The organism is Halobacillus sp. AWM4_238 (assembly GCF_056158265.1).
In genome coordinates, this window is sequence record NZ_JBSWSY010000002.1 from 1,688,395 (window position 1) to 1,711,139 (window position 22,745).

Here is a 22,745-nt window from a genome sequence, read left to right on the forward strand (position 1 = left end):
CTGATGCCTTTACAAATCGTACTGAACATTATCATCGCTATGATGTGGATGTTCCTGAGTGAAACGTACAATTTCACAACCTTTTTTGTAGGTTATATATTAGGAATCATACTCCTCTTTGTCCTGCAGCGATTCGTACCAGATTCTTTCTATATGAAAAGGACGTGGAAGTTTTTCCTTCTCATCCTTTTATTCATACGGGAGCTTGTCCTGTCCAACCTCGACATCGTCAAGCAGGTTTATAAGCCTAAGATGGATATGCAACCAGGAATATTCGCACTTCCGATTGATGTAAAAACAAACTTTGAAATCACCCTTCTCGCCAATTTAATTTCCTTGACTCCCGGAACCTTATCTGTCGTTGTCAGTGAAGATCATACAAAAATCTTTATTCACGCGATGGATATCCCAGACGTTCAGGAATCTGTTGACGAAATTAAGAATTCATTCGAAAAGCGTATCATGGAGGTGACTCGTTAAATGGAAGATATCCTTGATATGACACAAACTTGGATACAAATTTCAGCGACCATCGCTGTCGTAGCTGTCGCAATCTCCGTGATCCTTCTTTTATATCGTGCCATTCTAGGGCCTACGAACCCGGATCGAGCCGTGGCCCTCGATATCATCGGAATTAATTTAATGGCCTTAGCAGGGCTGATCGCCATCCTGCTTGTAACGACTAGGTTTAATGACGTCGTCCTACTGATCGGGATTCTATTATTTATCGGTACGGTCGCACTGGCGAAATTCTTAGAAAAGGGTGTTATCATTGAGCGGGACATGGATTAATCTCATTTTCGACATCACTATATGTCTGTCTCTATTGATTGGTGCCTTTTTTCTTATATCTGGCTCCATAGGAATTTTGCGTTTTCCTGATGTTTATACACGTCTGCATGCGGCGACAAAGAGTTCGACACTTGGCGTGGCAGGGATCATGATTGGAGCTTTTCTCTTCCACTACGTAGAACATGACATCGTAAGTGGTAAACTGCTCCTTGGGATCTTCTTCGTTCTTTTGACAGCCCCTGTATCAGGACACATGATTTCAAGAGCTGCCTACCGTGCAGGCGTCCCTCTTTGGGAGAAAAGTGTAAAAGACGAATACGCAGAAGTTTTAAAAGAAGAGCAGAAACAACAAGCACCAGACTCATAACATGACATGCCTCCATATGAATGGAGGCATTTTTTTACCTTTATGAACATTATTTTTATATACAGACAAGCACAGACGACATCTCAAGGACATAAGTATGTTGTAGGCAATCGCCTAATCCTTGAGGAGGTGCGTCGTATGAGCAGTCTGATCGCTTCCATCCTTTATTTTTTCAAAGAGTCCCTTTTCTTCATGTCTTATGTAAAAAACCAAGCTTTTCCAAACCCCCTGCCTCCCGAAGAAGAAGCCAAACAGCTCCAATTGATGGCAGAAGGTAGTCATGAGGCCAGAAACAAGCTGATCGAACACAATTTACGACTTGTGGCACACATTGTAAAAAAGTTTGAAAACACGAAAGAAGATTTTGAAGACCTCATTTCCATTGGGACGATCGGTTTGATCAAAGGTATTGAAAGTTATTCGACGGGTAAAGGGACAAAACTGGCTACTTACGCGGCACGATGCATTGAAAACGAAATACTCATGCATCTCAGGTCGACGAAAAAGATGAGTAAGGACATCTCCTTGCAGGATCCGATCGGCCATGATAAAGAAGGGAACGAATTAAACCTTCTTGATATTCTACAGGCGGATGTCACGGATATTGTGGAGGAAATCCAACTTCATATGGAACTTGAAAAAATAAAGGATTTCATCACTGTATTGGATGAGAGGGAAAAAGAAGTGATTATCTTCCGATATGGACTGAATCAGACGGAAGAGAAAACGCAGCGGGAGATTGCCAAAGAGCTTGGGATCTCGAGGAGTTATGTATCAAGAATTGAAAAGCGTGCACTGATGAAGATTTTTCATGAGTTCTATAAACAGAGCAAGCAAGGGAAGAATGGATAAAAAACAGCCACTACCATTTTATGAGAATGTAGTGGCTGTTTCATTCAGTCTTCTATGAGATGTCTTTTCCATTTTCTTATTTTGAACGTCATGATCAACGCTGCCAAAAGGGCTGTACCAATGACCGGATACAAAAATATATAAGTTTTCGTACCGTATTCATAAAGGCTGATCAATGTCCCTATATAAAGATAAGTGCTCATGATTAATAGTGTAACCACAAACCGTTTGTAATCCGTGATTTTTTTCTTTAACCATTGGGAAGTATCCATAATGGTCCACCCCCTACTATGTAAATCGTAACATACAAGACTCATAGTGTCGGGTGGAAATCATTGTCACTCGTAATTTTTAACCATTTCCATAATCATGACCGCTGCATTTTCAGCGGCTTTTGGTAAGAATTGATCAAATGAAATAGACGATTCTTTACCAGCAATGTCTGACAACGCGCGAATGACAACAAATGGTGTTCCATACTTATAACAAACCTGGGCAATGGCAGCGGCTTCCATCTCTGCTGCAATCATCTCAGGAAATTTCCCACGAACAAAATCCACCCTGGATTCCTCTTGCATAAAGGAATCACCTGTAGCAATGATGCCCTTAGCTGCTTTAGCATCTGTCTCCTCGACCGCATTCATCGCTTGTTTCACAAGCTCTTCATCCGCGGCATACATCTCAGGCATCCCAGGGACTTGTCCATACTTGTATTTAAAAGCTGTCACATCGACATCATGGTGTGTCACTAAGGAAGAAATAACCACGTCCCCGACTTCGAGATCTTTAGCAAATCCGCCAGCTGATCCTGTATTAATGACTGCATCTATGGCATATTGCTCGTGAAGGATCGTTGTAGACATCGCTGCATTTACTTTACCAATGCCTGACTTTAAAAGAACGACTTCTTTACCGTGCAGTAGACCATCAACAAAAAGACTGCCCGCAATTTCTTTTTCTGATGACACTTCCATTTTCGATTTTAGTAATTCCACTTCCTCATCCATAGCTCCAATAATTCCAATAGCCATAACTGAACTTCCTCTCTCAACCGTTTTTATTATTTAATACTTCAAGTTTCACTGGTTTATACCCCTGTCCATCGATCCAATCAATGTGCACTCTGAGGTATCCTGTCTTATTTTTGTCAGAGACCGTTGCTTTAGCTTTTTGTTGGTGGCCTCTATTACTCACATCCCAATAGATAATATTGTCCTCAGAAAGGCCGACAGCGCTTCTGATTGCCTCTTTGAGTTCCTTATAATCCTGAGTGCCGGGTTGATACGTGATTCCGTGTTCGCCATTCGTTTCCATTTGGGTTGAAATGACGGGCCAATCCTTTGTAATGACACGTTCCACGTTAGGGTCATCACTTTTTTCTATTTTCAATCCATTTTCATCTTCTATCGGCTTCAGTTCTTCGAAACCTTCAATGGATACCTGGTGTTTATCTGATTGCTCCTGCTCATCTTCACCTTTTTTATCTTTATCCTCTTTTTCGTTATTCTCATCGCCTAGCGTGTGAGAATCTTCTTTTTTACCTTGATCGTTCATAGAGACCTCTTCACTGTCTGTATCCTTTGCTTGTCCTTTTTGGTCCTCACCGCCAAAGACCAGCAATCCAACGAGTAACACCATGAAAACACTGCCTGCCCCTACGAGCCAAGTCAACATCTTTGTACCGCGACGTTTCTTCTCATAACGACCTGAACGAGAATACGGGGATTGTTTGTTTGACATGATTTTTCTGCCTCCTTTTTACTCGCCGTTTATTATACCTGAAGTTTCGATAGTTACCAATGCTTTCTTTTTCCTATCTCATTTCCCGGGCTATATTCCAATTCTCACAATAGCTCCCTTTTCTTGAAGACTCAGTTTCGAGACTTTTGTTGAGTGGAAGGGGGCTGCGGGGAATGACTCGCTTTCCGCGGGAGCGCGGTGAGCCTCCTCGGACTGCGTCCTGTGGGGTCTCACCAAGCACTCTCTTCCCGCAGGAGTCTCGCCATTCCCCTCCGCCCCTTTGCCATATAGGTATCTCGAAACCACTTCAAGAATTAGGGGCTATCTATACGTATTGGGAGCTATATCACAAAGCTTCCATCGTATGGATCGTGCTCATAACCGCTTGTTATAGAGCTCTTTCTTGCTATAGGTAGTGACGGTGGAAGATGCTCCTTCCTGGTATAGGAGTTCGTTCCTCACATAATCGAATGGGGTGGTTGGAAAGCTGCGAGACTTCCGCGGGAATGGATTGGCTGCCGAGACCCCGCAGAGCTTTAGCTGGCTTGCCTCAATCACCAAAGGAAAGCGAGTGGCTTCCCACCCACCCCTGACGCTCAACTCAGCAAAGAACCATCTCGAAACTGAGTCTTCCACAATCCTGTCATATACTTTAAGAAGATCATTATGTAGGCATGAAAAAAGGCAGGGGAGCCCCTGCCTTTTTTTTATTCGACTGTGATGATTTTTACGTCAATCTCTCCGCCTGGTGTCGCGACTTTGACTTTGTCACCAACAACATGTCCAATTAGACTTTGAGCCATTGGAGAGTCGTTTGAAATCTTGCCTTCAAATGGGTCGGCTTCTGCACTTCCGACGATCGTGTACGTTTCCTCGTCTCCATCCGGAAGCTCTTGGAACGTAACCGATTTACCCATCGTCACTGTGTCAGGGTTTTCATTATCATTTTCGATAATCACTGCATTTCGAATCATATTCTCTACTTGAGTAATACGTGCTTCTACAAATGCTTGTTCATCTTTAGCTGCATCATATTCAGAGTTCTCTGATAGATCCCCAAAACCTCGAGCGATTTTAATCCGTTCTACTACTTCTTTACGTCGCTCTGTTTTTAAGTGATGCAATTCTTCTTCTAACTTTTGTTTTCCTTCTTCTGTCATATAATAGCTTTTTTCTTCTGCCATGGTCCGAATACACTCCTTTAAATACAAGAAAAAAATGATGTCCTTAATATAGGAAATGAGCAGTACGACTGTACGCTCATTGAAGATAATTTACTATACTTTACCCGAGGACATTAGGATTTAGAACTACTAGTGAAAACTATGCCAGATTTTTGGTAGTATTTCAACTATTTTCTTTCGTCACTGTTTGTCCTTTTTCGTAGAGAACCGTCTGGATCTTCGTTGCCATAAGGTCAATGGCGACGTGGTTTTGTCCACCTTCTGGGATGATGATATCCGAGTATCGTTTGGTCGGCTCTACGAATTGCAAGTGCATAGGGCGAACAACATTGATATATTGTTCAATGACTGAATCGAGCGAACGTCCTCTTTCATTAATATCTCTCATTAATCTGCGGATAATTCTTACATCTGCATCTGTATCTACAAAAACTTTAATATCCATGAGATCTCTGAGGCGTTCATCTTCGAGGACTAGAATCCCTTCAACAATGATTACTTCCTTTGGTTCCACATGGATGGTTTCATCTGAACGCGTGTGCATTTTATAATCATACACTGGTTTTTCTACAGGTTTTTGATCAAGCAATTGCTTTAAATGTTCAATGAGAAGGTCATTATCGAAAGCGAGAGGATGATCATAGTTTGTTTGTAACCTTTCCTCGAACGGAACATCGCTTTGATCCTTATAATAATAATCCTGTTCTAGCATTAACAACGTTTTATCTGTAAAGCGTTGGATGATCGAACGAGTCACACTCGTTTTTCCTGATCCTGATCCTCCTGCTACTCCAATCACTACTGGTTTATCACTCATGCTCCTGGGTGCTCCTTTCATCCATTCCATTCTTTATCTATATTTGCTTCTGCATTTCCTTCTTCTTTGTAATCGCAACCCCGTCTCCGATCGGGACAATGGTTGTATGATAATCAGGGTGGTGAACGAGCCATTCATTGAAATCCCTGATTTTTTTAGCGATTTTCGCCATTCTTGGGCTGGCTTCTGAATCATCTGCAACGAATCCTTTGAACAGAACATTATCAGAAACGATGATGCCATTCTCTGAAACCATTGGAGAATACATGTGGAAAAATTCTTCGTATTTTCCTTTGGCTGCATCGATAAATATTAAATCAAACGGGCCTTCTTTTTCAATGGTAGATGCTACCTCTAGCGCATCCCCATGAATGACATGGATCTGGTCATCGGCATGCCAATCCTTAATATTTATCAAGGCATCTTTATATCTTTGTTCATCACGTTCGACCGTTGTTATTTGGCTCCCTGGACAGGCTTCCAGCATTCGAAGAGCTGAATAACCGATAGCTGCACCAATTTCCAGGATTTTTTTGGGTTGTTGGATCCTAAGAAGCTGCATGAGAAAATCGATCCCTAAGGGTTCCATGATGGGTACCCGTTGCTCGGCTGCATAGGATTCCAATTTCGTTACAGCTGTGGAAGGCTTGGAAAGCAATGACTGCAAATATTCTTCTTGATTCACCTTGTCTCACCCTTCCCATCATTTTTACATCCGTTTTACAACCCCATTATTTTAACATAAAAAAAAGAAGGAATGCGAGTACCTTTTTGCATTCCTTCTAAAAACATGTTAATTAATATACTGATCTTTCAGTTGGTTATGTTCTTTAAGGGAACTGGCGTAATGAATCTCCCCACTACTGTCAGCTAGGAAATACAAGTATTTATGCTCCTCAGGTTGAGCAGCTGCCTGGAGAGAGTTCTCATTGAAGTTTGAAATTGGTCCGACCGGCAGTCCGGTTATATAATACGTGTTGTAAGGCGATTCAATTTCAAGATCTTCATACAAGACGCGGTCTTTATGCTCTCCGTGGGCATATAAAACCGTTGGGTCTGTTTGTAGTTTCATTTCTTTATCCAAGCGGTTTTGGAACACTCCAGAAATCATTTTTCTACTTTCTGCTGTTCGGGCTTCGTTCTCAAGAAGAGAGGCCATCGTGACGAGATCGTGAACATTTTCAACCCCTTTAAGGTCCTCCATCTGATTAACGTAAGGAAGAACTACGGATTGAGTTTTATCAAGCATTTTCTTAACGATCTGATCGATGGTTGGATCCTCTACATAGATGTTATAAGTAGCAGCAAATAAATACCCTTCTAAAGGATGACGAATTTCTTCACTCAAAATTTCTTCCTTTAATAGCTCAGGATATTCAGACATTTTTTCTTTTACAAAAGATTCATCATCCACTTTTTCTATAAATTCATCTTTTGTAAATGGTAAGTCTTCAGCATAAACTTCTGCAATCTGTTCGAGATTACGTCCTTCAGGAACCGTCACCTTGAAAACAGGATCTTTTACAAGCTTTCCAGTTTTTAATGTCTCGATAATTTCATTTAGGGTCATGGAAGATGTAAACTGGTAATTTCCTGCTTGAAAACCAGATTCGTTTTTGAATTTCGTATAAAATCGGAAGATCAAATCGTTTTTGATCACATCATTCTTTTCCAGAATACTCGCTATCGAAGATGTTGATGATCCCAAAGGTATGTCGACATTGATCTGTTTATCATTCCCTGGCTCTACGGGCTCTAAAGCAGATTTCACGTAAAAGTAGCCAGAAGCTCCGCCGATCAAAAGAGCAAGAACTAATACCGTGAGGATAATAGACACAATTTTTCTCACTGTACTCGCTTCCTCGATTCTATTTTTTAATCTTTTTTTATATTGATTTTTAAAGTCAGAATTAGACAACGGACTTCCCCCTTCCATCCGGTTCATTATACTATAAAATAAAAGAACCTTTCTACATATTCCCTCAATTTTCTACAAGGAGATGGAACTTGGAGGGTTATCTATGGTTGAGGATAGAACAGAGATGTATCAGAAAGTTACCCTATGAGTAGTATAAAAGCCTGCAGCAATTGCTGCAGGCTTTTCAGATCACGTCAAATCTTCATCTGTCAACGTGTTCAACATTTCTTCAACCATTTCCCATTCATCATCGGATTCGATTTGGAATAGAGCAAGGTCGTCCTCTTCATTCCCTTTTTCTTCATAACGGAAGGCGAAGACTTCTACTTCTTCTCCATCCTTTTGTTCAGCAGGGACAACTGCAATGTAAGAATGTCCGGTTTGTTCAACATCGAAGGTAAACAAAACTTCGAATAAATGCTCTTCCCCATTTTCATCAGGGATGATGATACGTTCTTCTTTTTCTAGTGCCATATAAGACATCCTCCTTATTGTTTCGAATCCAAATAACTTTGTAAAATCATGACAGCAGCCATTTTATCAATCACTTTTTTCCGTTTTTTCCTGCTGACATCTGCATCCAACAGCACACGTTCGGCTGCCATTGTAGTTAAGCGTTCATCCCAAAGATGTGTTTGGAGATGAAATTCTTCTTCCAGCCATGTGGCGAAAGTCTGGCTCGCTTCTCCTCGTGGTCCGACCGTTCCATTCATATTTTTCGGAAATCCTACGATTGCTTCCGTCACATCATGGTCACGGATGACTTCTTTTAACGGCTCTTTGGCCGTATCGTAGTCCTGTTCGTCCCAACGGAGTGTGGTGAGACCCTGGGCCGTCCAGCCCAGAGCATCCGATATGGCGATGCCTATCGTTTTTTCGCCCACATCCAATCCTATTTTTTTCATTCAATGCCCTCTTTATTCTCTTTGATGTAAGATTTAACCAGCTCTTCAATCAACTCATCACGTTCAATTTTACGGATCAAGTTTCTGGCATCCTGATGACGAGGAATGTATGCAGGGTCGCCTGATAGCAAGTATCCGACAATCTGATTGATCGGATTGTACCCTTTCTCTTGTAATGCTCCGTAAACAGATAGAAGTACGGATTGGACATCTTGATCAAACGGTTCTTCAGAGAAGTTGAACCTCATCGTTTTATCCATTGAACTCATTACAGTCACCTCGCACTTTTGTAGTATTTACTCTATTATATACCTAATTCTTCTATAGGAAAAACTAGGCGTTTTGACTTGCATATTCCTTGGCATATTCAAGCGCTTCTGGAATTTTAGAGGCGTCTTTACCACCCGCTTGAGCCATGTCTGGACGGCCGCCTCCGCCGCCACCACATCGGGTCGCTGCTTCTTTGATTAATTGCCCTGCATGATATCCTTTTTCTATTAAGTCCTTGGATACTCCTGCAATCAATTGAACTTTGTCTCCATTCGGAGCGGCAAGAAGGATCATTCCGGAGTCAAGTTTCTGCTTCAGGTCATCAACCATTGTCCTGAGAGCATTCATATCTTTGACATCCACTTGCTTAGCAAGAACTTTTACTCCGTTGACTTCCTCCACTTCATCCAGAATATTGGAGGCTTCCACGTTTGATAATTTTGCACTCAGTGATTCATTTTCTTTTTGAAGATCTTTCATTTCTTTATGAAGAACTTCGATGCGTTCAGGAACCTGCTCAGGCTTCGTCTTCAACTGCTGGCCGGCTTTTTTCAGCAAGGATTCTTTTCCATTCATATACAGATAAGCATCCTTAGCTGTGACAGCCTCAATTCTTCTTGTGCCCGCACCAATTCCAGACTCTGAAATAATCTTGAATAAGCCGATTTCAGCTGTGTTCATTACATGGCAACCTCCGCAAAGCTCGAGGCTGTAATCTCCGATCTGCACGACTCTGACGGTGTCTCCATATTTCTCACCGAATAGAGCCATCGCGCCTTTCGCTTTTGCTTCTTCGATAGAATTAAGCTCGATGGAGACCGGAATAGACTGCCATACTTTTTCATTAACGATGGCCTCGATTTTCTCCATTTCTTCGTTCGTTACAGATCCGAAGTGAGAGAAGTCAAAGCGCAGGCGGTCTGGAGCTACAAGAGAACCGGCTTGATTGACATGCTCGCCGAGGACATCTTTCAATGCTTGATGCAGAAGGTGTGTCGCCGTATGGTTTTTAACAATAAAGGACCGGCCACGTTGATCAACTTCTGCATTCACTGTGGCTCCTTTTTCAATCGTACCTTGTATAACGACCGCTTCATGCATATGCTGCCCATTCGGTGCTTTTTGAACATTCGTTACTTCAATTAAAGCAGACTCCGTTCTCAAGAAACCACGATCGGCAATCTGACCACCACTCTCGGCGTAGAAAGGGGTTTGGGATAGGAAAAGGTAAATCGTGTCGCCTTCTTCTGCAAAACCGCTGAACTCTTTTCCTTTAATCAATTCTACAATCTCCGTTTCAACTTGAAGAGTGTCATAACCAATGAATTCACTTTTCACATGAACATCACCTAGTACTCCATCTTGGACCTGCATGGAATCCGTCTTTTGACGAGCACTACGTGCGCGCTCCCGCTGCTTTTGCATTTCGTTTTGGAAACCTTCTTCGTCAATGGTGAAGCCAGCTTCGGCTACGTACTCTTCCGTCAGCTCTTTCGGGAAGCCATACGTATCGTATAAACGGAAGACTTCGGTTCCAGGGAATACGTTGCTTCCTTTTTCTGTTTCCTGTTTGATGATGGTGGAAAGAATTTGTAAGCCATCATTCAATGTTTCATGGAAACGCGCTTCTTCTGTCTGAATGACGTTTTGGATGAAGGCTTCTTTTTCTTTCACTTCAGGATAGAAGTCGACCATAATTTTAGAGACTTCAGGAACTAGTTTATACATGAACGGCTTGTCGATCCCGATCTGCTTCGCAAAACGTACAGCTCTACGCAGCAGACGTCGCAAAACGTAACCACGTCCTTCATTGGATGGTAATGCTCCATCACTGACAGCGAATGTCACTGTTCTCATATGGTCTGCAATGACTTTGAAGGAAGCATCTGTCTCAAAGCTGTCGCCATAATTGTTGTCTGCCATTTGTTCCGTTGCTTTAATAATCGGAAGGAACAAATCTGTTTCAAAATTCGTTTCCGTTTCTTGAATGACACAAACAATACGCTCAAGCCCCATCCCTGTATCAATGTTTTTCTTAGGAAGTGGGGTATACGTATCATCAGGGTTATGGTTGAACTGAGAGAAAACAAGATTCCATATTTCCAAATAGCGTTCGTTTTCTCCACCAGGGTAAAGTTCTGGATCATTGGAGTCATTTCCGTATTCTTCTCCACGATCGTAAAAGATTTCCGTATTCGGTCCACTTGGTCCTTCTCCGATATCCCAGAAATTTTCTTCAATGCGGATGATGCGCTCTTCATCTAATCCAATTTTTTCTTTCCATATTTGAAAAGCTTCATCATCTTCCGGGTGCACGGTTACAGAGAGCCGTTCTGGATCAAATCCAATCCATTGATCACTCGTAAGGAACTCCCAAGCCCATTCCATGGCTTCTTCTTTGAAATAATCGCCGATCGAAAAGTTGCCAAGCATTTCAAAGAAGGTATGGTGCCTAGCTGTGAACCCTACATTTTCAATATCATTCGTACGAATGGATTTTTGTGCATTCACAATGCGTGGGTTTTCGGGAATGACGCGACCATCAAAATATTTCTTTAAGGTTGCCACACCACTATTGATCCACAGCAGTGTAGGATCTTCGTGGGGAACGAGTGATGCGCTAGGTTCAACGCTATGTCCTTTTTCTTTAAAGAAGTCAAGAAACATTTGACGGACTTCCGCTGATGTTAATGATTTCATTTTCAATAACCTCCTCAGTTTCATCGATAGAATAGAGACCGTTCCGGACGAAGAAGGAACAAAAAAACCCCGTCTCTGCCTTAAGTTCGGCAGGGACGAGGTTTTGATTCCGCGGTACCACCCTGGTTATAGACCATACTCGTCTATCAGCTTGAATGCCTGTAACGTGGCATGAACCCGGCGGGAATTAACCGCACTCCGGAATAGCTTTCAACAACTTTCATGTAATGCGTTTTTCAGCCTGGAACGCATCTCTCTGATCATGAATGAATCGCCTACTCTTTTCCTTCATCATGTTCTTTCGTCCTAATAGTCTTTGCTAAGCGTAATTATAGATAACTGGTGGTCATCTGTCAATATTTAACCTACCTGTACGGATTTCAGCTGCTACAACTTTTAAACAAGTCAATACAGGAACTGCTAAAATCAGCCCTGTGATTCCAGCTACTTCTCCACCTACCAGGAGGGCTAATATGATGAACAAGGGGTGGATGTGTATACTCTTCCCCATAATATAAGGAGAAAGTAGATTTCCCTCCACTAATTGAATGATCAGAATGACGGCTAATGTGAAAACGAGTGTATTCACACTAACTGTAAGAGCTACGATAACCGCAGGCCCCGCTCCTAGAAGAGGACCGAAATAGGGGATGATATTTGTTAGCCCAGCAATCAGCCCTAAAACTAGAGGGTACGGAAGGTCTATCAACCAGAAACCAGCCGTAGCTATGACTCCGACAAATAAACTGATCAGCAGCTGGCCACGAATATAGCCCCCGAGAGAATGATTCAACTCTCTGACCAGCCTTTTGGATTCCTCGTGCCATTGAGAAGGGAGCAAGGACATAAGAGACTTCCCTATACTTTTATAATCTTTCAAAAAATAAAACGTCATCACAGGCACGACAGCTAGAAGAACAATCATATTGAAGATTCCGCTAAGACCAGCCAGTAAGGCCATCACTCTTCCACTTACCCATTCCTCAAAACGGGCAAAACGCCCATCCACTTCATGGTGCAGCCCATCCGGCAGTTTTTCTGTTTGAGCATAAAGCTGCTTCGTCCAATCCTGATAGGACTCAACCAACAAAGGCAAATGCTCATTTAAGAGCTTCAATTGATCTAGCAGGCGTGGAATACCTTTATATAATCCAAAGGCCGTCAACGAAAAAAACAACACAAAAATTAAAAGGATACTGATCGTTCGAGTCAGACCGAAATCCTCGATCACATGCACAAGGGGATGGAGCAAAAGAGATAACACAAGAGCCAGTAAGAACGGCAGCAATACTTTCCCCATGACGATGAGGACGCCGTCATAATAGGGAAACAACCAGGCTAGTAATAAGAGAGAAAGTAAGAGAATGAAAAAGATGGTGAATCTCCGCAACCATTTTGAGGAGCGATCACTCATGAATCATCAAGATCCTTGCTGATAAAAAATATCATTCAAAGAACTTAAACTGCCATCTTCCTCAATTTGGTTGATATTCATCTTCCCATCTTCAATGGTTAACTCAAGACAACAATTCCAACAATAGTATTGTTCGTTACCGATCTTCCCAAGGTTCTTGTTATTGCAGTTCGGACATCTCATCGGACATACTCCTTTTTTTACCAAATAGTATGTCCACGAAAATGAGATTCATACATTACTTGAGTTGTTCAATCACCCAGTCAATACCTTCATCCACCTCTGCGAAAGATGGGTTGGTGTGTGGTGTATGCTCCAGTATAAAATATTTGTCCCGGCCTTTAGCCAGCAGCTCTATACAAGGGGCCATGTCAAAAGCTGTGCCTTGTTTATCAAAATCCGGGTGGATGGGTGTCCAAATATATCCTTCGTTTGTGAACCGGACATTATGCATATGTACGACTTTCGTAAATGGCAGAAGCGGCTCTATATATTCCCTCCAATTATCCTCCACGGCAATTCTATAATCACCGATATCGATACAAATACCAAGGCCATACTTTTCCCATTTCTGTACAGGAAAATGATTCAAATATCGAATCCCCTCTGATGATCTATTGTGACCGAGTTTTGGTTCACAGACGATCGGAACTCCGTAAGAATTCTGCACGTGATGTAAAAACTGCAAGCCTTCCTCTATCCTTGCATAGGGAAGAATCAACCTCACCTTTGAAGTAAGGAAAATGAACGAGAACATAGGAAGCTCCTGATCGAGCCGCCTCTTGTACTTCCTCTATAAACAATTCCCTGGCAAGTGATGGATGCATGTTCACTTCTTCCAACAGATCATATTTACTATTCTCTCTGAAATGAGGAACATGGATCCCAAAACTAACGTTGTTCTGTCTGACTAAATTCAAAAAGGAGAGATAAGAGTCTCTGTCTCCAAACTCCCCTATTTCCACATGAGGAAATCCTTTAGCAAATAGCTCCGAAAGACGATCACGACTGGACAAGATGGTACTTCCAGACATTCCAATAGAATGAGCCAAAACGTTCCCCTCCTACATAAAATCGTATGGTGACAACTGTTCTTCCTCTTCTTCGGTATCGACTTCAGGAACGGTTTCTTCTTGCAGCTTCTCTTTTAACCGTGTGTATCTTGTATTCGTATCTGTCGTCCCCACACCGTCAAGGAAAGCTTCACGATCTCCACATATGATGAGTGACTGCTTGGATCTTGTAATGGCCGTATAAATTAAATTCTTTCTTAACATTCGACGGTAGCTTCTTACGATTGGCAGAATCACAATGGGAAACTCACTTCCCTGGGATTTGTGGATGGACGTACAATAGGCGTGCATGATGCTGTTCAAATCTTTTTTTGGATAAACCACTTCTTTTCCTTCAAAGTCGACGACCACCTGCTCCACACCATCGACGTTTTCTTCTGCACGGAAAATTGCAACAATCTCACCAATATCTCCGTTATAAACGCCATCTTCTGGTTGATTGACCAATTGGATGACCTTATCCCCTTTTCGAAAGATGACTTCGAAATGCTTTAAATCACGCTTTTGTTTACTTTTTGGATTAACGGTTTGCTGAATGCTTTCATTCAATTTATGAATCCCTACGTCTGTTCGATACATAGGAGCAAGCACTTGAATGTCTTTCAATTCATTCCCCTTGTCCAACGCTTTTTGGACAATGTTTGTTACAAGTTCACTTAATTGATGTTCTCTTGCTGGGATGAAGTTAAAGTCATGGTCCTTTTCGAGAGAGGCCGGCGTACATGCATCCTTCTTTATTTCATGGGCTAGCTGGATGATTTTCGAGCCTTCCTTTTGCCGATAGACTTCCGTCAACTTGACGGAAGGAAGAGTGTTAGATGCCAACAGATCAGCAAGCACTTGACCGGGTCCAACCGATGGCAGTTGGTCTTCATCTCCTACAAGTAAGACCTGCATATCATCAGGAATGGCCCGGAACAACTGATTGGCAAGCCAAATATCGACCATCGAAAACTCATCGATGATCAATAAACTTCCTTCTAGTGGGTTGTTCTGATTGCGTTCGAAAGAATCATGTCCATCCCAACCAAGCAAACGGTGGATCGTGCTAGCAGGCAGCCCCGTGGATTCTGTCATCCTTTTTGCCGCTCTCCCCGTAGGTGCGGCAAGGACGAATGGAAAAGGCTTGTCACTATCGTAATCTTCCGGGTGGATAGAAAAATCGTTCAATTCTGCATACGTATGGATGATTCCTTTAATCACTGTTGTTTTCCCTGTCCCCGGTCCACCCGTTAAAATCATTAATTTAGACTGAAGAGCCTTTTCGATGGCGTTGAACTGATCTTCCCCGTAACTCATGGCTTCCTCTTCTTCTAAATCTCCGATGATTTTCATCAAATCCGCTTGGGTATGCTCGACATCCACCTCTTTTTCTTGAATGCGAGCCACATGACTGCGAAATCCATTCTCAGCAAAGTACAAAGTCGGAAGGTAAATACGTTCTTCTTCAATATACACAAATCGTTCTTCACCAAGATGGATCATTTGCTCGGATAGCTGTTCAAAAGTAATCGCAGGCTCAGGACCCTGATTTAACAGCTGTTCCACTTGAACAAGGCACTCTTCTGTTGGCAGATAGACATGACCTGCACTCATGCTCTTCTGCATCATATACAAACACGCCGCCCGAATCCTTGTCGGGTGGTCATGCGAAAGGTTTTGTATCTTCGCCATTTCATCCGCGCGATGAAAACCGAAACCATCGACATGAAAAACGAGCTGATAAGGATCCTCTTCAATGATCGCCATCGTTTGATCCTTGAAGGCTTCATAGATTTTTTGAGCCAGTTTCAAACCAAACCCATATTGAGACAAATGAATCATGACGTGTTCGAACCCTTGATGCTCTTTCAAGGCCTCGAATAGTTGATCCGCTTTTTCTTTCGGTAACTTCGGAACAGCATCAAGAACATCACGATCTTCCAATATTCTCGAGATCGCTTGCTCCCCTAACTCATCCACGATCCGTTCGGCCGTTTTTTTTCCGATGCCGTGAAATAGATCACTGGACAAGTAGAGGACGATCCCATCTTTCGTTTCCGGCAAGACACGATTGTACATTTCTACTTCATATTGCAGACCAAATTTTTTATGGTTTTTGAATTGACCATAAAACAAATAGGTTTCGCCCTCCTCCAAAGGGGAAAAATGTCCTTTGATGACAAGGGACTTCTCGTCGAAAGCTTCGTTCGTTTCTTTCACATGAATGGAAGCAATCGAAAAATGCTCGGATTCATTATGAAAAATCATCCGGCTCAATTCCCCTTTGACAAACGGGCGTTCTTCATTCGATTCTTGAAAGAGCGATTGTTGTGTCATGACCATCGAACTCCTCTACTCGCTTAACGCTTGTTCCACTTGCCCTTTGGCATGAGCTGCCAGCATATGCTCAGGATTAATGTTCAAAGCTTTAGAAAAATGCTCCAATGCTTTTTGAGCATTCTCCTTATGAAGAGCTACCACACCAAGGTTGTAATGTGCATCACTGTGTTGTTCTTCTAATTGTAGCACATGGTTCATGACTTGTTCAGCTTGATCAATTTGACCATTTTGGGCGAGGCACAAGCCATATTGGAATTGGACATCAACGTCTTCCGGTGCAAGTTCTGATGCTCTCAAAAGATAAGGAAGGGCAAGCTTCACGTATTCTTGATGAATAAATGTCATCCCTAACATAAAGTGTACATCTGCTTCATCCAATCCTTGCTGAATGGCTTGAATGAACTGCTCTTGCGCTTTCGTGTACTTTTCCTGTTCATAATACACATTTCCCAGGCCATAATAAGCGGTTGCAGCGGTGTCATCCAACTCAATGGCACGATGAAAGAAGCGCTCGGCTCTTTCGTGATCGTTCATATGTGTCAGCAAGTTACCGAAATTGATATACCCGACAGGCTCTTTCGGATTCTCGTCGATAGCCTCCGTAAATAACTTCGCCGCTTCCTCATAATTATGGTTTTGCATCTGTTCGATTCCTTGTTTTAATTTATCCATTTTCTTACCTTCTCCTTTCAAATGCCTCTACTAAAAAACATCTCTTCCATGGGATTTACGTGGGGCCTGCAGAGCAAAGCTGCCTACCTCCATATAAAACATAAATATACACTCATAAAAAAGTCATGTCCAAAAAATACGGACATGACTTTTTCATTCTATCCTACATAAGTGATGGCTTCATCTTGTTTAAGAACAACATCAATGGTCGCTCCGCCGAGGCAAACATCACCATCATAAAACACGACTGCTTGCCCTGGAGTGATCGCACGCTCTGGTTCGTCAAACATGACCTTCCATTTCCCATCTTCCAGCGGGTATACCGTCACTCCACTGTCATCTTGGCGATAACGGAATTTAGCGGTACATTTGAATGGTTCAGACGGAGCGTCTCCTTTTGTCCAGCTCGCTTCTGATGCTATAAGACCTTCAGAGTACAGCGCCTCATGATGGAACCCTTGTCCAACGTAAAGGATGTTATCCTTAACATTCTTACCGACAACAAACCATGGGTCCCCAGCGCCTCCAATGCCTAGTCCTTGACGCTGACCTAATGTGTAGTACATCAAACCGTCATGCTTGCCTTTCACTTCACCATCGAGCGTTTCCATGTTGCCCGGTTGTGCCGGCAGGTACTCACTGAGGAACTCCTTAAAGTTACGCTCTCCGATAAAGCAGATCCCTGTAGAATCTTTCTTTTTTGCTGTGGCGAGACCATGTTCTTCCGCAATCGCACGCACTTCTTTTTTCTCGAGGTGACCTAACGGAAACATCACTTTAGAGAGCACTTCTTGAGAAAGTTGATTCAAGAAGTATGTTTGGTCTTTATTGTGATCGACACCACGAAGCATTTCATACGTACCGTCGTTTTCACGGACTTGCGCATAGTGGCCCGTTGCCAAATAGTCAGCACCTAGAGACATTGCGTGCTCCATGAACGCTTTGAACTTGATCTCTTTGTTACACATCACATCAGGGTTCGGTGTACGTCCTTTTTTGTATTCTTCAAGGAAATACGTGAACACCTTGTCCCAATACTGCTTTTCAAAGTTCACTGCAAAGTATGGAATATCCAACTGGTTACACACACGGATGACATCTTCATAATCTTCTGTAGCTGTACAGACACCATTTTCATCGGTATCATCCCAATTCTTCATAAAAATACCCACAACATCATAGCCTTGTTCTTTCAGGAGTAGAGCTGCGACGGATGAATCCACACCCCCACTCATCCCAACGACTACTCGTGTATCTTTAGGATCTTTCATTTGTTTCACCTTCCTTTATCAAGTCAGTCGTTGAATTATTTGACTGACTTTCCTTGCTGCTTCTATTATATTTTCTTCATTATTTGCAAGTCCAAAACTGAACCGTATCGAATTGGTCGTTTTTGGGTGATTAGAGCCAAACATTGCTGAAAGAACATGGGAAGGCTCTACAGATCCTGCCGTACATGCACTCCCGCTCGAAGCAGCGATCCCTGACAAATCAAAGTTCGTGAGCAATGCCTCCACGTTCATCCCAGGAAAGCTGATGTTTACAATCGATTCTATGGTTTTTTCATGGGACCCGTTCACTTCAAATGATACGTTCTCTTCCTTTAGCGTTTGAAGGAAGAGCTGCTTGTAATGAAGATATTTTTCTTTATACGTCGAACGCTCTGCCTGCATCATCTCAACAGCCGTCTTCAGTCCATGAACCGCTGGAATGTTTTCTGTACCTGCCCGCCTTTTCCGCTCCTGTTCACCGCCGTATTGAAGAGATTCAACCGACGTACCTTCACGGATATACAAAAAGCCGATCCCTTTAGGCCCATTAATTTTGTGGCCGGAAACTGCCATCAAATCGACTTCGATTTTTGAAACATCTAAATCCATCAGACCATAAGCCTGAACGACATCGGAATGGAAATAAGCCTGATGCGACTTTAAAACAGACGCGATTTCTTCAATTGGCTGAATCGCTCCCGTTTCATTATTGACCATCATAATGGATACAAGAATGGTATCATCACGAAGCGCATCCTTCACATCATCCACATTCACTACCCCATGCTCATCTACAGGCAGATAAGTGACTTCAAAGTCCTTGGACTCCAAATATTCGACTGCATGTAATGTAGCATGATGTTCAATCGAAGTGGTAATGATATGCTTGCCCTTCGATCGATTGGCCCTTGCGGTACCGATGATGGCTAAATTGTCCGCTTCCGTTCCTCCGCTCGTAAAAACAATTTCTTTCTCATTCGCACCCAGGCCGCGAGCGATGGTTCTTCGCCCTTCATCCAAAATTCGACGAGCTTTCCTTCCAAACTGATGAACACTCGATGGATTACCAAAGATCTCTTTATAAACAGGCATCATTTCTTCGATCACTTTTGGATGGACAGGTGAAGTCGCAGCATGGTCCAAATATATTGAGTTCATCTTTTCACCTCCAACCATTAAATATAAAACATATACGCATCCTGAGTCTGGTCATCTACATGATCTTTCAAGTCTTCAAGCGTTGTCGTGTCAAGGACATCTTTCACTGCATCTCTGACCCTCTTCCACAAGGCTTGCTTCGCTGGCTCTTCATTTTCAATACCCTCAACAGGGGTGATCGGCCCTTCCAGCACACGAATCACATCTCCTGCTGTAATCTCATGAGGAGCCTTCGTAAGCATATAGCCGCCATAGGCACCACGCACACTTTTTACGAGACTTGCATTACGCAATGGAGCGATTAGTTGCTCCAAGTAATGTTCGGATAAATCATTATCCCTTGCGATTTGTTTTAAGGAAATGGGACCGTCCCCATATTTCCTTGCCAGCTCAATCATGATGGTTAGCCCGTAACGGCCTTTGGTAGATATCTTCATACAAGTCACCCTTCATTATTAAAAACTGTAGCCATGTTTTTGCCTGGGGTAAGGTGTATCCTACGAAGGTTCCCAGAAACAGAGCGATAAATACAGTACCTGCTCCGACGGGCCCTCCAAGGGCAAAACCTGCAACGGCTACGATGATTTCAATTCCATTTCTTACAGTCGATACTTTCCATCCTGTGGCCTTCGTAATCAATAACATCAGACTATCTCTCGGCCCTGCTCCAATTTCAGGTGCAACATAAACACCAATTCCAAGAGCAATGACAAACGTTCCTGATATAAATATAAACAATTGCATCATCAATGTTTCCGGTTCCGGTAAAAGCCAATTAAAAAAATCTATAAACACACCAATGAGTACCATATTCAATAGTGTTCCTATTTGCGGCCACCTTTTTTGTAAAACCGAGCTCGTGAGAACGATCATTAACCCTGCGATTACTGACCAGGTCCCTACAGTGAGGCCAAGTTTCAGAAACAAACCATAATGGAAAACATCCCATGGTCCAATTCCGAACTCTTTCACCTGCATCGTCATTGAAATTCCGAGGCCAAGGATGACTAAACCGATAAAGAAAAAGCTCCATCGAATCGCTCGTTCGCGCTTTTTCTTCTTATCATAAATCATGGTCACCCTCCTCTCTCTATTATACCAAACGCTATTATAGCATGAATGGCAAGTCTCTTGCATTTTCCTGAAAATCATTCTACGCTTACATTCATAACTACCAAAAGGAGAATGTTGTATGAGTCAGCAACCACTCGCTTTTCGATTGCGACCAGCAAATATAGATGAAATCATCGGCCAGTCCCATCTCGTTGCCGAAGGAAAAACCATCAACCGCATGATCAAGGCTGAACGTCTGGCATCGATGATTTTATTCGGCCCCCCTGGTACAGGGAAAACTTCGATGGCGACTGCGCTAGCTAAAAGTTTAAATATCCCTCATAAAACGTTGAACGCCGTAACTGATAAGAAGAAAGACATGGAAATAGCTGTTGAAGAAGCAAAAATGCATGGGCAACTCGTGTTGATCCTTGATGAGGTCCATCGTCTGGATAAAGCCAAGCAGGATTTCCTTCTCCCCCACCTGGAGAGCAATCGTTTAACCATGATTGGTTGTACGACAAGCAATCCATACCATTCCATTAATCCCGCGATACGAAGCCGTTGTCATTTATTTGAACTGTTCCGATTGGAAGGGGATGACATCAAACAAGCCATTCACAGAGCGTTAAATGACCGTGAAAAAGGCCTTGGCCACATGGACATCCAGATTACAGATGAAGCACGTAACCACTTTTCTCAATCGTCCAATGGAGATTTGCGCGCCGCCTTGAATGGATTGGAACTAGCCGCTTTTTCTACACCGGCTGATGAAAATGGAACGGTGAAAATCGACTTGGAAGTTGCAGAAGAATGTATGCAGAAGAAAAGCTTCACACATGATAAGGATGGAGATGCTCATTATGATGTCCTCTCCGCCTTTCAAAAATCGATACGTGGGAGTGACGTTGACGCTTCTCTTCATTATTTAGGCCGACTGATCGAAGCCGGGGACCTCGATAGCATCGCTAGAAGATTAGTAGTCATTGCCTATGAAGACATTGGTCTCGCCAACCCTCAAGCAGGTCCGAGAGCCTTGTCTGCCGTAGAAGCAGCTGAGAGAATCGGCTTTCCTGAAGCCCGAATTCCATTGGCAGTAGCGGTGACAGAGCTTGCTCTCTCTCCTAAATCCAATAGTGCCTACAAAGCACTTGATGCGGCGCTCTCTGATATTAGAAATGGAAAAAGCGGAGAAGTTCCGCAACATTTAAAAGACTCTCATTATAAAGGTGCAGAAAAGCTAGGCAGAGGAATCGATTACAAGTATCCCCATAATTATGAGAATGCGTGGGTGGACCAACAGTACCTCCCTGATCTCATTCAAACACGTCAATACTATGAACCGAAACGGACAGGTAAATTCGAACAAGCTCTAGAACAGGTTTATAGCAAAATCAAAAAGCAGAAGTCTACTTGAGTATATTTCGACTACTTCTTGGCTACACTACTACTAAATCTGACAAACTATTATCTTTAAAGATAAAATTAGGAGTGGTGAATATGCCTAAAGTAAGACAAGATGCCTGGTCTCATGAAGATGATCTTTTATTAGCCGAAACTGTTTTAAGACATATCCGGGAAGGTAGCACACAGTTGAAGGCTTTTGATGAAGTCGGAGATATATTGAACCGTACTTCCGCAGCTTGTGGGTTTAGATGGAATGCTGAAGTCCGTCAAAAATACGAACAAGCTGTTGAGCTTGCAAAGAAACAACGAAAAGAGAAAAAGCGAAAAGAAGCGAAGCAGCAACCTGTCTACCAAAGGCCTCAGGCTCCTGTTGTGTACCAAACGGAAATAGAGGAAGAAGACTACTTGCTTCCTGAACCGGTTTCAGCAGAAATCCGTGAAGAGAAGCCAACACGAAAAGAAATTGACTTAGAAGACGTCATCACCTATTTAACAAACTTAAAACAAGAAAATACGGTTTCTGGAACACTCCAAAACCGCGTATCTGAACTAGAGAGTCAAAACAAAGAATTGGCAGAGCAAAACCACCAATTAAATGGACAGTTGGAAGCAATGACTGAAGACTATCAAGCATTGATACAAATCATGGACCGCGCTAGAAAAATGGTCATGTTTGATGACACCGATCATGCTTACAAACCTCAATTCCGTATGGAGAAAAACGGAAACCTCGAGAACCTTGCACGCTAACTGACAAAGACAAACGGTATCGTTTCTGAATATTGTAGGTTGTCTTATCATTTCATAGACCAAAAAAGCGTTTCCCCTTT

The 22,745-nt window shown here is 42.6% G+C and carries 27 protein-coding genes; 6 read left to right on the forward strand and 21 right to left on the reverse strand.

From position 1 onward, the window contains the following. The first annotated feature begins 3 nt into the window (after nucleotides 1–3). The 4 genes from ACXACN_RS08775 (at nucleotide 4) to sigK (ending at nucleotide 2,011) form a co-directional block, all read left to right on the forward strand. Nucleotides 4–480 carry a Na+/H+ antiporter subunit E gene (locus ACXACN_RS08775; protein WP_474963841.1) on the forward strand — a complete coding sequence of 159 codons (477 nt, stop codon included), beginning with the start codon at nucleotides 4–6 and terminating at the stop codon, nucleotides 478–480. Beyond that, on the forward strand, nucleotides 481–792 hold the full coding sequence (locus ACXACN_RS08780) for a Na(+)/H(+) antiporter subunit F1 (protein ID WP_474963843.1): 312 nt from the start codon (nucleotides 481–483) through the stop codon (nucleotides 790–792). Beyond that, complete coding sequence (mnhG, locus tag ACXACN_RS08785; RefSeq protein WP_474963845.1) at nucleotides 773–1,159, forward strand: monovalent cation/H(+) antiporter subunit G; 387 nt, start codon at nucleotides 773–775, stop codon at nucleotides 1,157–1,159. The genes ACXACN_RS08780 and mnhG overlap by 20 nt, the downstream gene beginning before the upstream one ends. 138 nt (nucleotides 1,160–1,297) lie before the next feature. Further along, the gene (sigK, locus tag ACXACN_RS08790) at nucleotides 1,298–2,011 is read left to right on the forward strand and encodes an RNA polymerase sporulation sigma factor SigK (protein WP_089654342.1); all 714 of its coding nucleotides are present in this window, start codon (nucleotides 1,298–1,300) and stop codon (nucleotides 2,009–2,011) included. Between the two features lie 44 nt (nucleotides 2,012–2,055). Here sigK and ACXACN_RS08795 read toward each other — a convergent pair whose 3' ends face one another. The 21 genes from ACXACN_RS08795 to ACXACN_RS08895 all read right to left on the reverse strand — a co-directional run bounded on the left by ACXACN_RS08795 (nucleotide 2,056) and on the right by ACXACN_RS08895 (nucleotide 20,529). Then, the gene (locus ACXACN_RS08795) at nucleotides 2,056–2,283 is read right to left on the reverse strand and encodes a YrhC family protein (protein WP_474963847.1); all 228 of its coding nucleotides are present in this window, start codon (nucleotides 2,281–2,283) and stop codon (nucleotides 2,056–2,058) included. 66 nt (nucleotides 2,284–2,349) lie between these two features. Then, complete coding sequence (gene mtnN, locus ACXACN_RS08800) at nucleotides 2,350–3,042, reverse strand: 5'-methylthioadenosine/S-adenosylhomocysteine nucleosidase (protein WP_474963848.1); 693 nt, start codon at nucleotides 3,040–3,042, stop codon at nucleotides 2,350–2,352. A 16-nt stretch (nucleotides 3,043–3,058) separates the two neighbouring features. Next, a complete protein-coding gene (locus ACXACN_RS08805) occupies nucleotides 3,059–3,751 on the reverse strand; it encodes a YrrS family protein (protein ID WP_474963850.1) in 693 nt (230 codons plus the stop codon). A 707-nt stretch (nucleotides 3,752–4,458) separates the two neighbouring features. Next, on the reverse strand, nucleotides 4,459–4,935 hold the full coding sequence (gene greA, locus ACXACN_RS08810) for a transcription elongation factor GreA (RefSeq protein ID WP_146812772.1): 477 nt from the start codon (nucleotides 4,933–4,935) through the stop codon (nucleotides 4,459–4,461). 163 nt (nucleotides 4,936–5,098) lie between these two features. Beyond that, nucleotides 5,099–5,752 (reverse strand): uridine kinase, encoded by a 654-nt coding sequence (gene udk / locus ACXACN_RS08815; protein WP_474963851.1) that lies wholly within the window; start codon nucleotides 5,750–5,752, stop codon nucleotides 5,099–5,101. A 37-nt stretch (nucleotides 5,753–5,789) separates the two neighbouring features. Then, a complete protein-coding gene (locus ACXACN_RS08820) occupies nucleotides 5,790–6,437 on the reverse strand; it encodes an O-methyltransferase (protein WP_474963853.1) in 648 nt (215 codons plus the stop codon). A gap of 108 nt (nucleotides 6,438–6,545) precedes the next feature. Further along, nucleotides 6,546–7,670 (reverse strand): endolytic transglycosylase MltG, encoded by a 1,125-nt coding sequence (gene mltG, locus ACXACN_RS08825; RefSeq protein ID WP_474963854.1) that lies wholly within the window; start codon nucleotides 7,668–7,670, stop codon nucleotides 6,546–6,548. Between the two features lie 189 nt (nucleotides 7,671–7,859). Continuing rightward, nucleotides 7,860–8,144, reverse strand: coding sequence for a DUF1292 domain-containing protein (locus ACXACN_RS08830; RefSeq protein WP_089652614.1), 285 nt, complete (start codon nucleotides 8,142–8,144; stop codon nucleotides 7,860–7,862). 14 nt (nucleotides 8,145–8,158) lie between these two features. Then, nucleotides 8,159–8,575 carry a Holliday junction resolvase RuvX gene (ruvX, locus tag ACXACN_RS08835; RefSeq protein WP_474963856.1) on the reverse strand — a complete coding sequence of 139 codons (417 nt, stop codon included), beginning with the start codon at nucleotides 8,573–8,575 and terminating at the stop codon, nucleotides 8,159–8,161. After that, entirely contained in the window at nucleotides 8,572–8,844 is a 273-nt protein-coding gene (locus ACXACN_RS08840; protein WP_115822523.1) for an IreB family regulatory phosphoprotein, read from the reverse strand. The genes ruvX and ACXACN_RS08840 overlap by 4 nt, the downstream gene beginning before the upstream one ends. A 64-nt stretch (nucleotides 8,845–8,908) precedes the next feature. After that, on the reverse strand, nucleotides 8,909–11,545 hold the full coding sequence (alaS, locus tag ACXACN_RS08845; RefSeq protein WP_474963857.1) for an alanine--tRNA ligase: 2,637 nt from the start codon (nucleotides 11,543–11,545) through the stop codon (nucleotides 8,909–8,911). A gap of 346 nt (nucleotides 11,546–11,891) precedes the next feature. After that, entirely contained in the window at nucleotides 11,892–12,959 is a 1,068-nt protein-coding gene (locus ACXACN_RS08850; protein WP_474963858.1) for an AI-2E family transporter, read from the reverse strand. A gap of 6 nt (nucleotides 12,960–12,965) precedes the next feature. Further along, nucleotides 12,966–13,142: a hypothetical protein gene (locus ACXACN_RS08855; protein WP_089652618.1), complete on the reverse strand. Its 177-nt coding sequence runs from the start codon at nucleotides 13,140–13,142 to the stop codon at nucleotides 12,966–12,968. Nucleotides 13,143–13,197: 55 nt separating this feature from the next. After that, nucleotides 13,198–13,551, reverse strand: coding sequence for a hypothetical protein (locus ACXACN_RS08860; protein ID WP_474963860.1), 354 nt, complete (start codon nucleotides 13,549–13,551; stop codon nucleotides 13,198–13,200). A gap of 43 nt (nucleotides 13,552–13,594) precedes the next feature. Beyond that, entirely contained in the window at nucleotides 13,595–14,011 is a 417-nt protein-coding gene (locus ACXACN_RS08865; RefSeq protein WP_474963861.1) for a hypothetical protein, read from the reverse strand. 12 nt (nucleotides 14,012–14,023) lie between these two features. Further along, the gene (gene recD2 / locus ACXACN_RS08870; protein WP_474963862.1) at nucleotides 14,024–16,351 is read right to left on the reverse strand and encodes an SF1B family DNA helicase RecD2; all 2,328 of its coding nucleotides are present in this window, start codon (nucleotides 16,349–16,351) and stop codon (nucleotides 14,024–14,026) included. Nucleotides 16,352–16,366: 15 nt separating this feature from the next. Further along, a complete protein-coding gene (locus ACXACN_RS08875) occupies nucleotides 16,367–17,026 on the reverse strand; it encodes a tetratricopeptide repeat protein (protein WP_474963864.1) in 660 nt (219 codons plus the stop codon). 158 nt (nucleotides 17,027–17,184) lie between these two features. Next, complete coding sequence (gene mnmA, locus ACXACN_RS08880; protein WP_474963865.1) at nucleotides 17,185–18,297, reverse strand: tRNA 2-thiouridine(34) synthase MnmA; 1,113 nt, start codon at nucleotides 18,295–18,297, stop codon at nucleotides 17,185–17,187. Between the two features lie 18 nt (nucleotides 18,298–18,315). Continuing rightward, nucleotides 18,316–19,455, reverse strand: coding sequence for a cysteine desulfurase family protein (locus ACXACN_RS08885; RefSeq protein WP_474963866.1), 1,140 nt, complete (start codon nucleotides 19,453–19,455; stop codon nucleotides 18,316–18,318). 17 nt (nucleotides 19,456–19,472) lie between these two features. Beyond that, nucleotides 19,473–19,892, reverse strand: coding sequence for a cysteine metabolism transcriptional regulator CymR (gene cymR / locus ACXACN_RS08890; protein ID WP_146812759.1), 420 nt, complete (start codon nucleotides 19,890–19,892; stop codon nucleotides 19,473–19,475). Next, entirely contained in the window at nucleotides 19,846–20,529 is a 684-nt protein-coding gene (locus tag ACXACN_RS08895) for a YczE/YyaS/YitT family protein (protein ID WP_474963868.1), read from the reverse strand. The genes cymR and ACXACN_RS08895 overlap by 47 nt, the downstream gene beginning before the upstream one ends. Nucleotides 20,530–20,647: 118 nt before the next feature. Here ACXACN_RS08895 and ACXACN_RS08900 point away from each other — a divergent pair, with 118 nt between their 5' ends. Together ACXACN_RS08900 and ACXACN_RS08905 are read left to right on the forward strand one after the other, a co-directional pair. Next, nucleotides 20,648–21,925 (forward strand): replication-associated recombination protein A, encoded by a 1,278-nt coding sequence (locus tag ACXACN_RS08900; RefSeq protein WP_474963869.1) that lies wholly within the window; start codon nucleotides 20,648–20,650, stop codon nucleotides 21,923–21,925. Between the two features lie 83 nt (nucleotides 21,926–22,008). Next, nucleotides 22,009–22,665, forward strand: coding sequence for an RsfA family transcriptional regulator (locus tag ACXACN_RS08905; RefSeq protein ID WP_474963870.1), 657 nt, complete (start codon nucleotides 22,009–22,011; stop codon nucleotides 22,663–22,665). Nucleotides 22,666–22,745 lie beyond the last annotated feature (80 nt).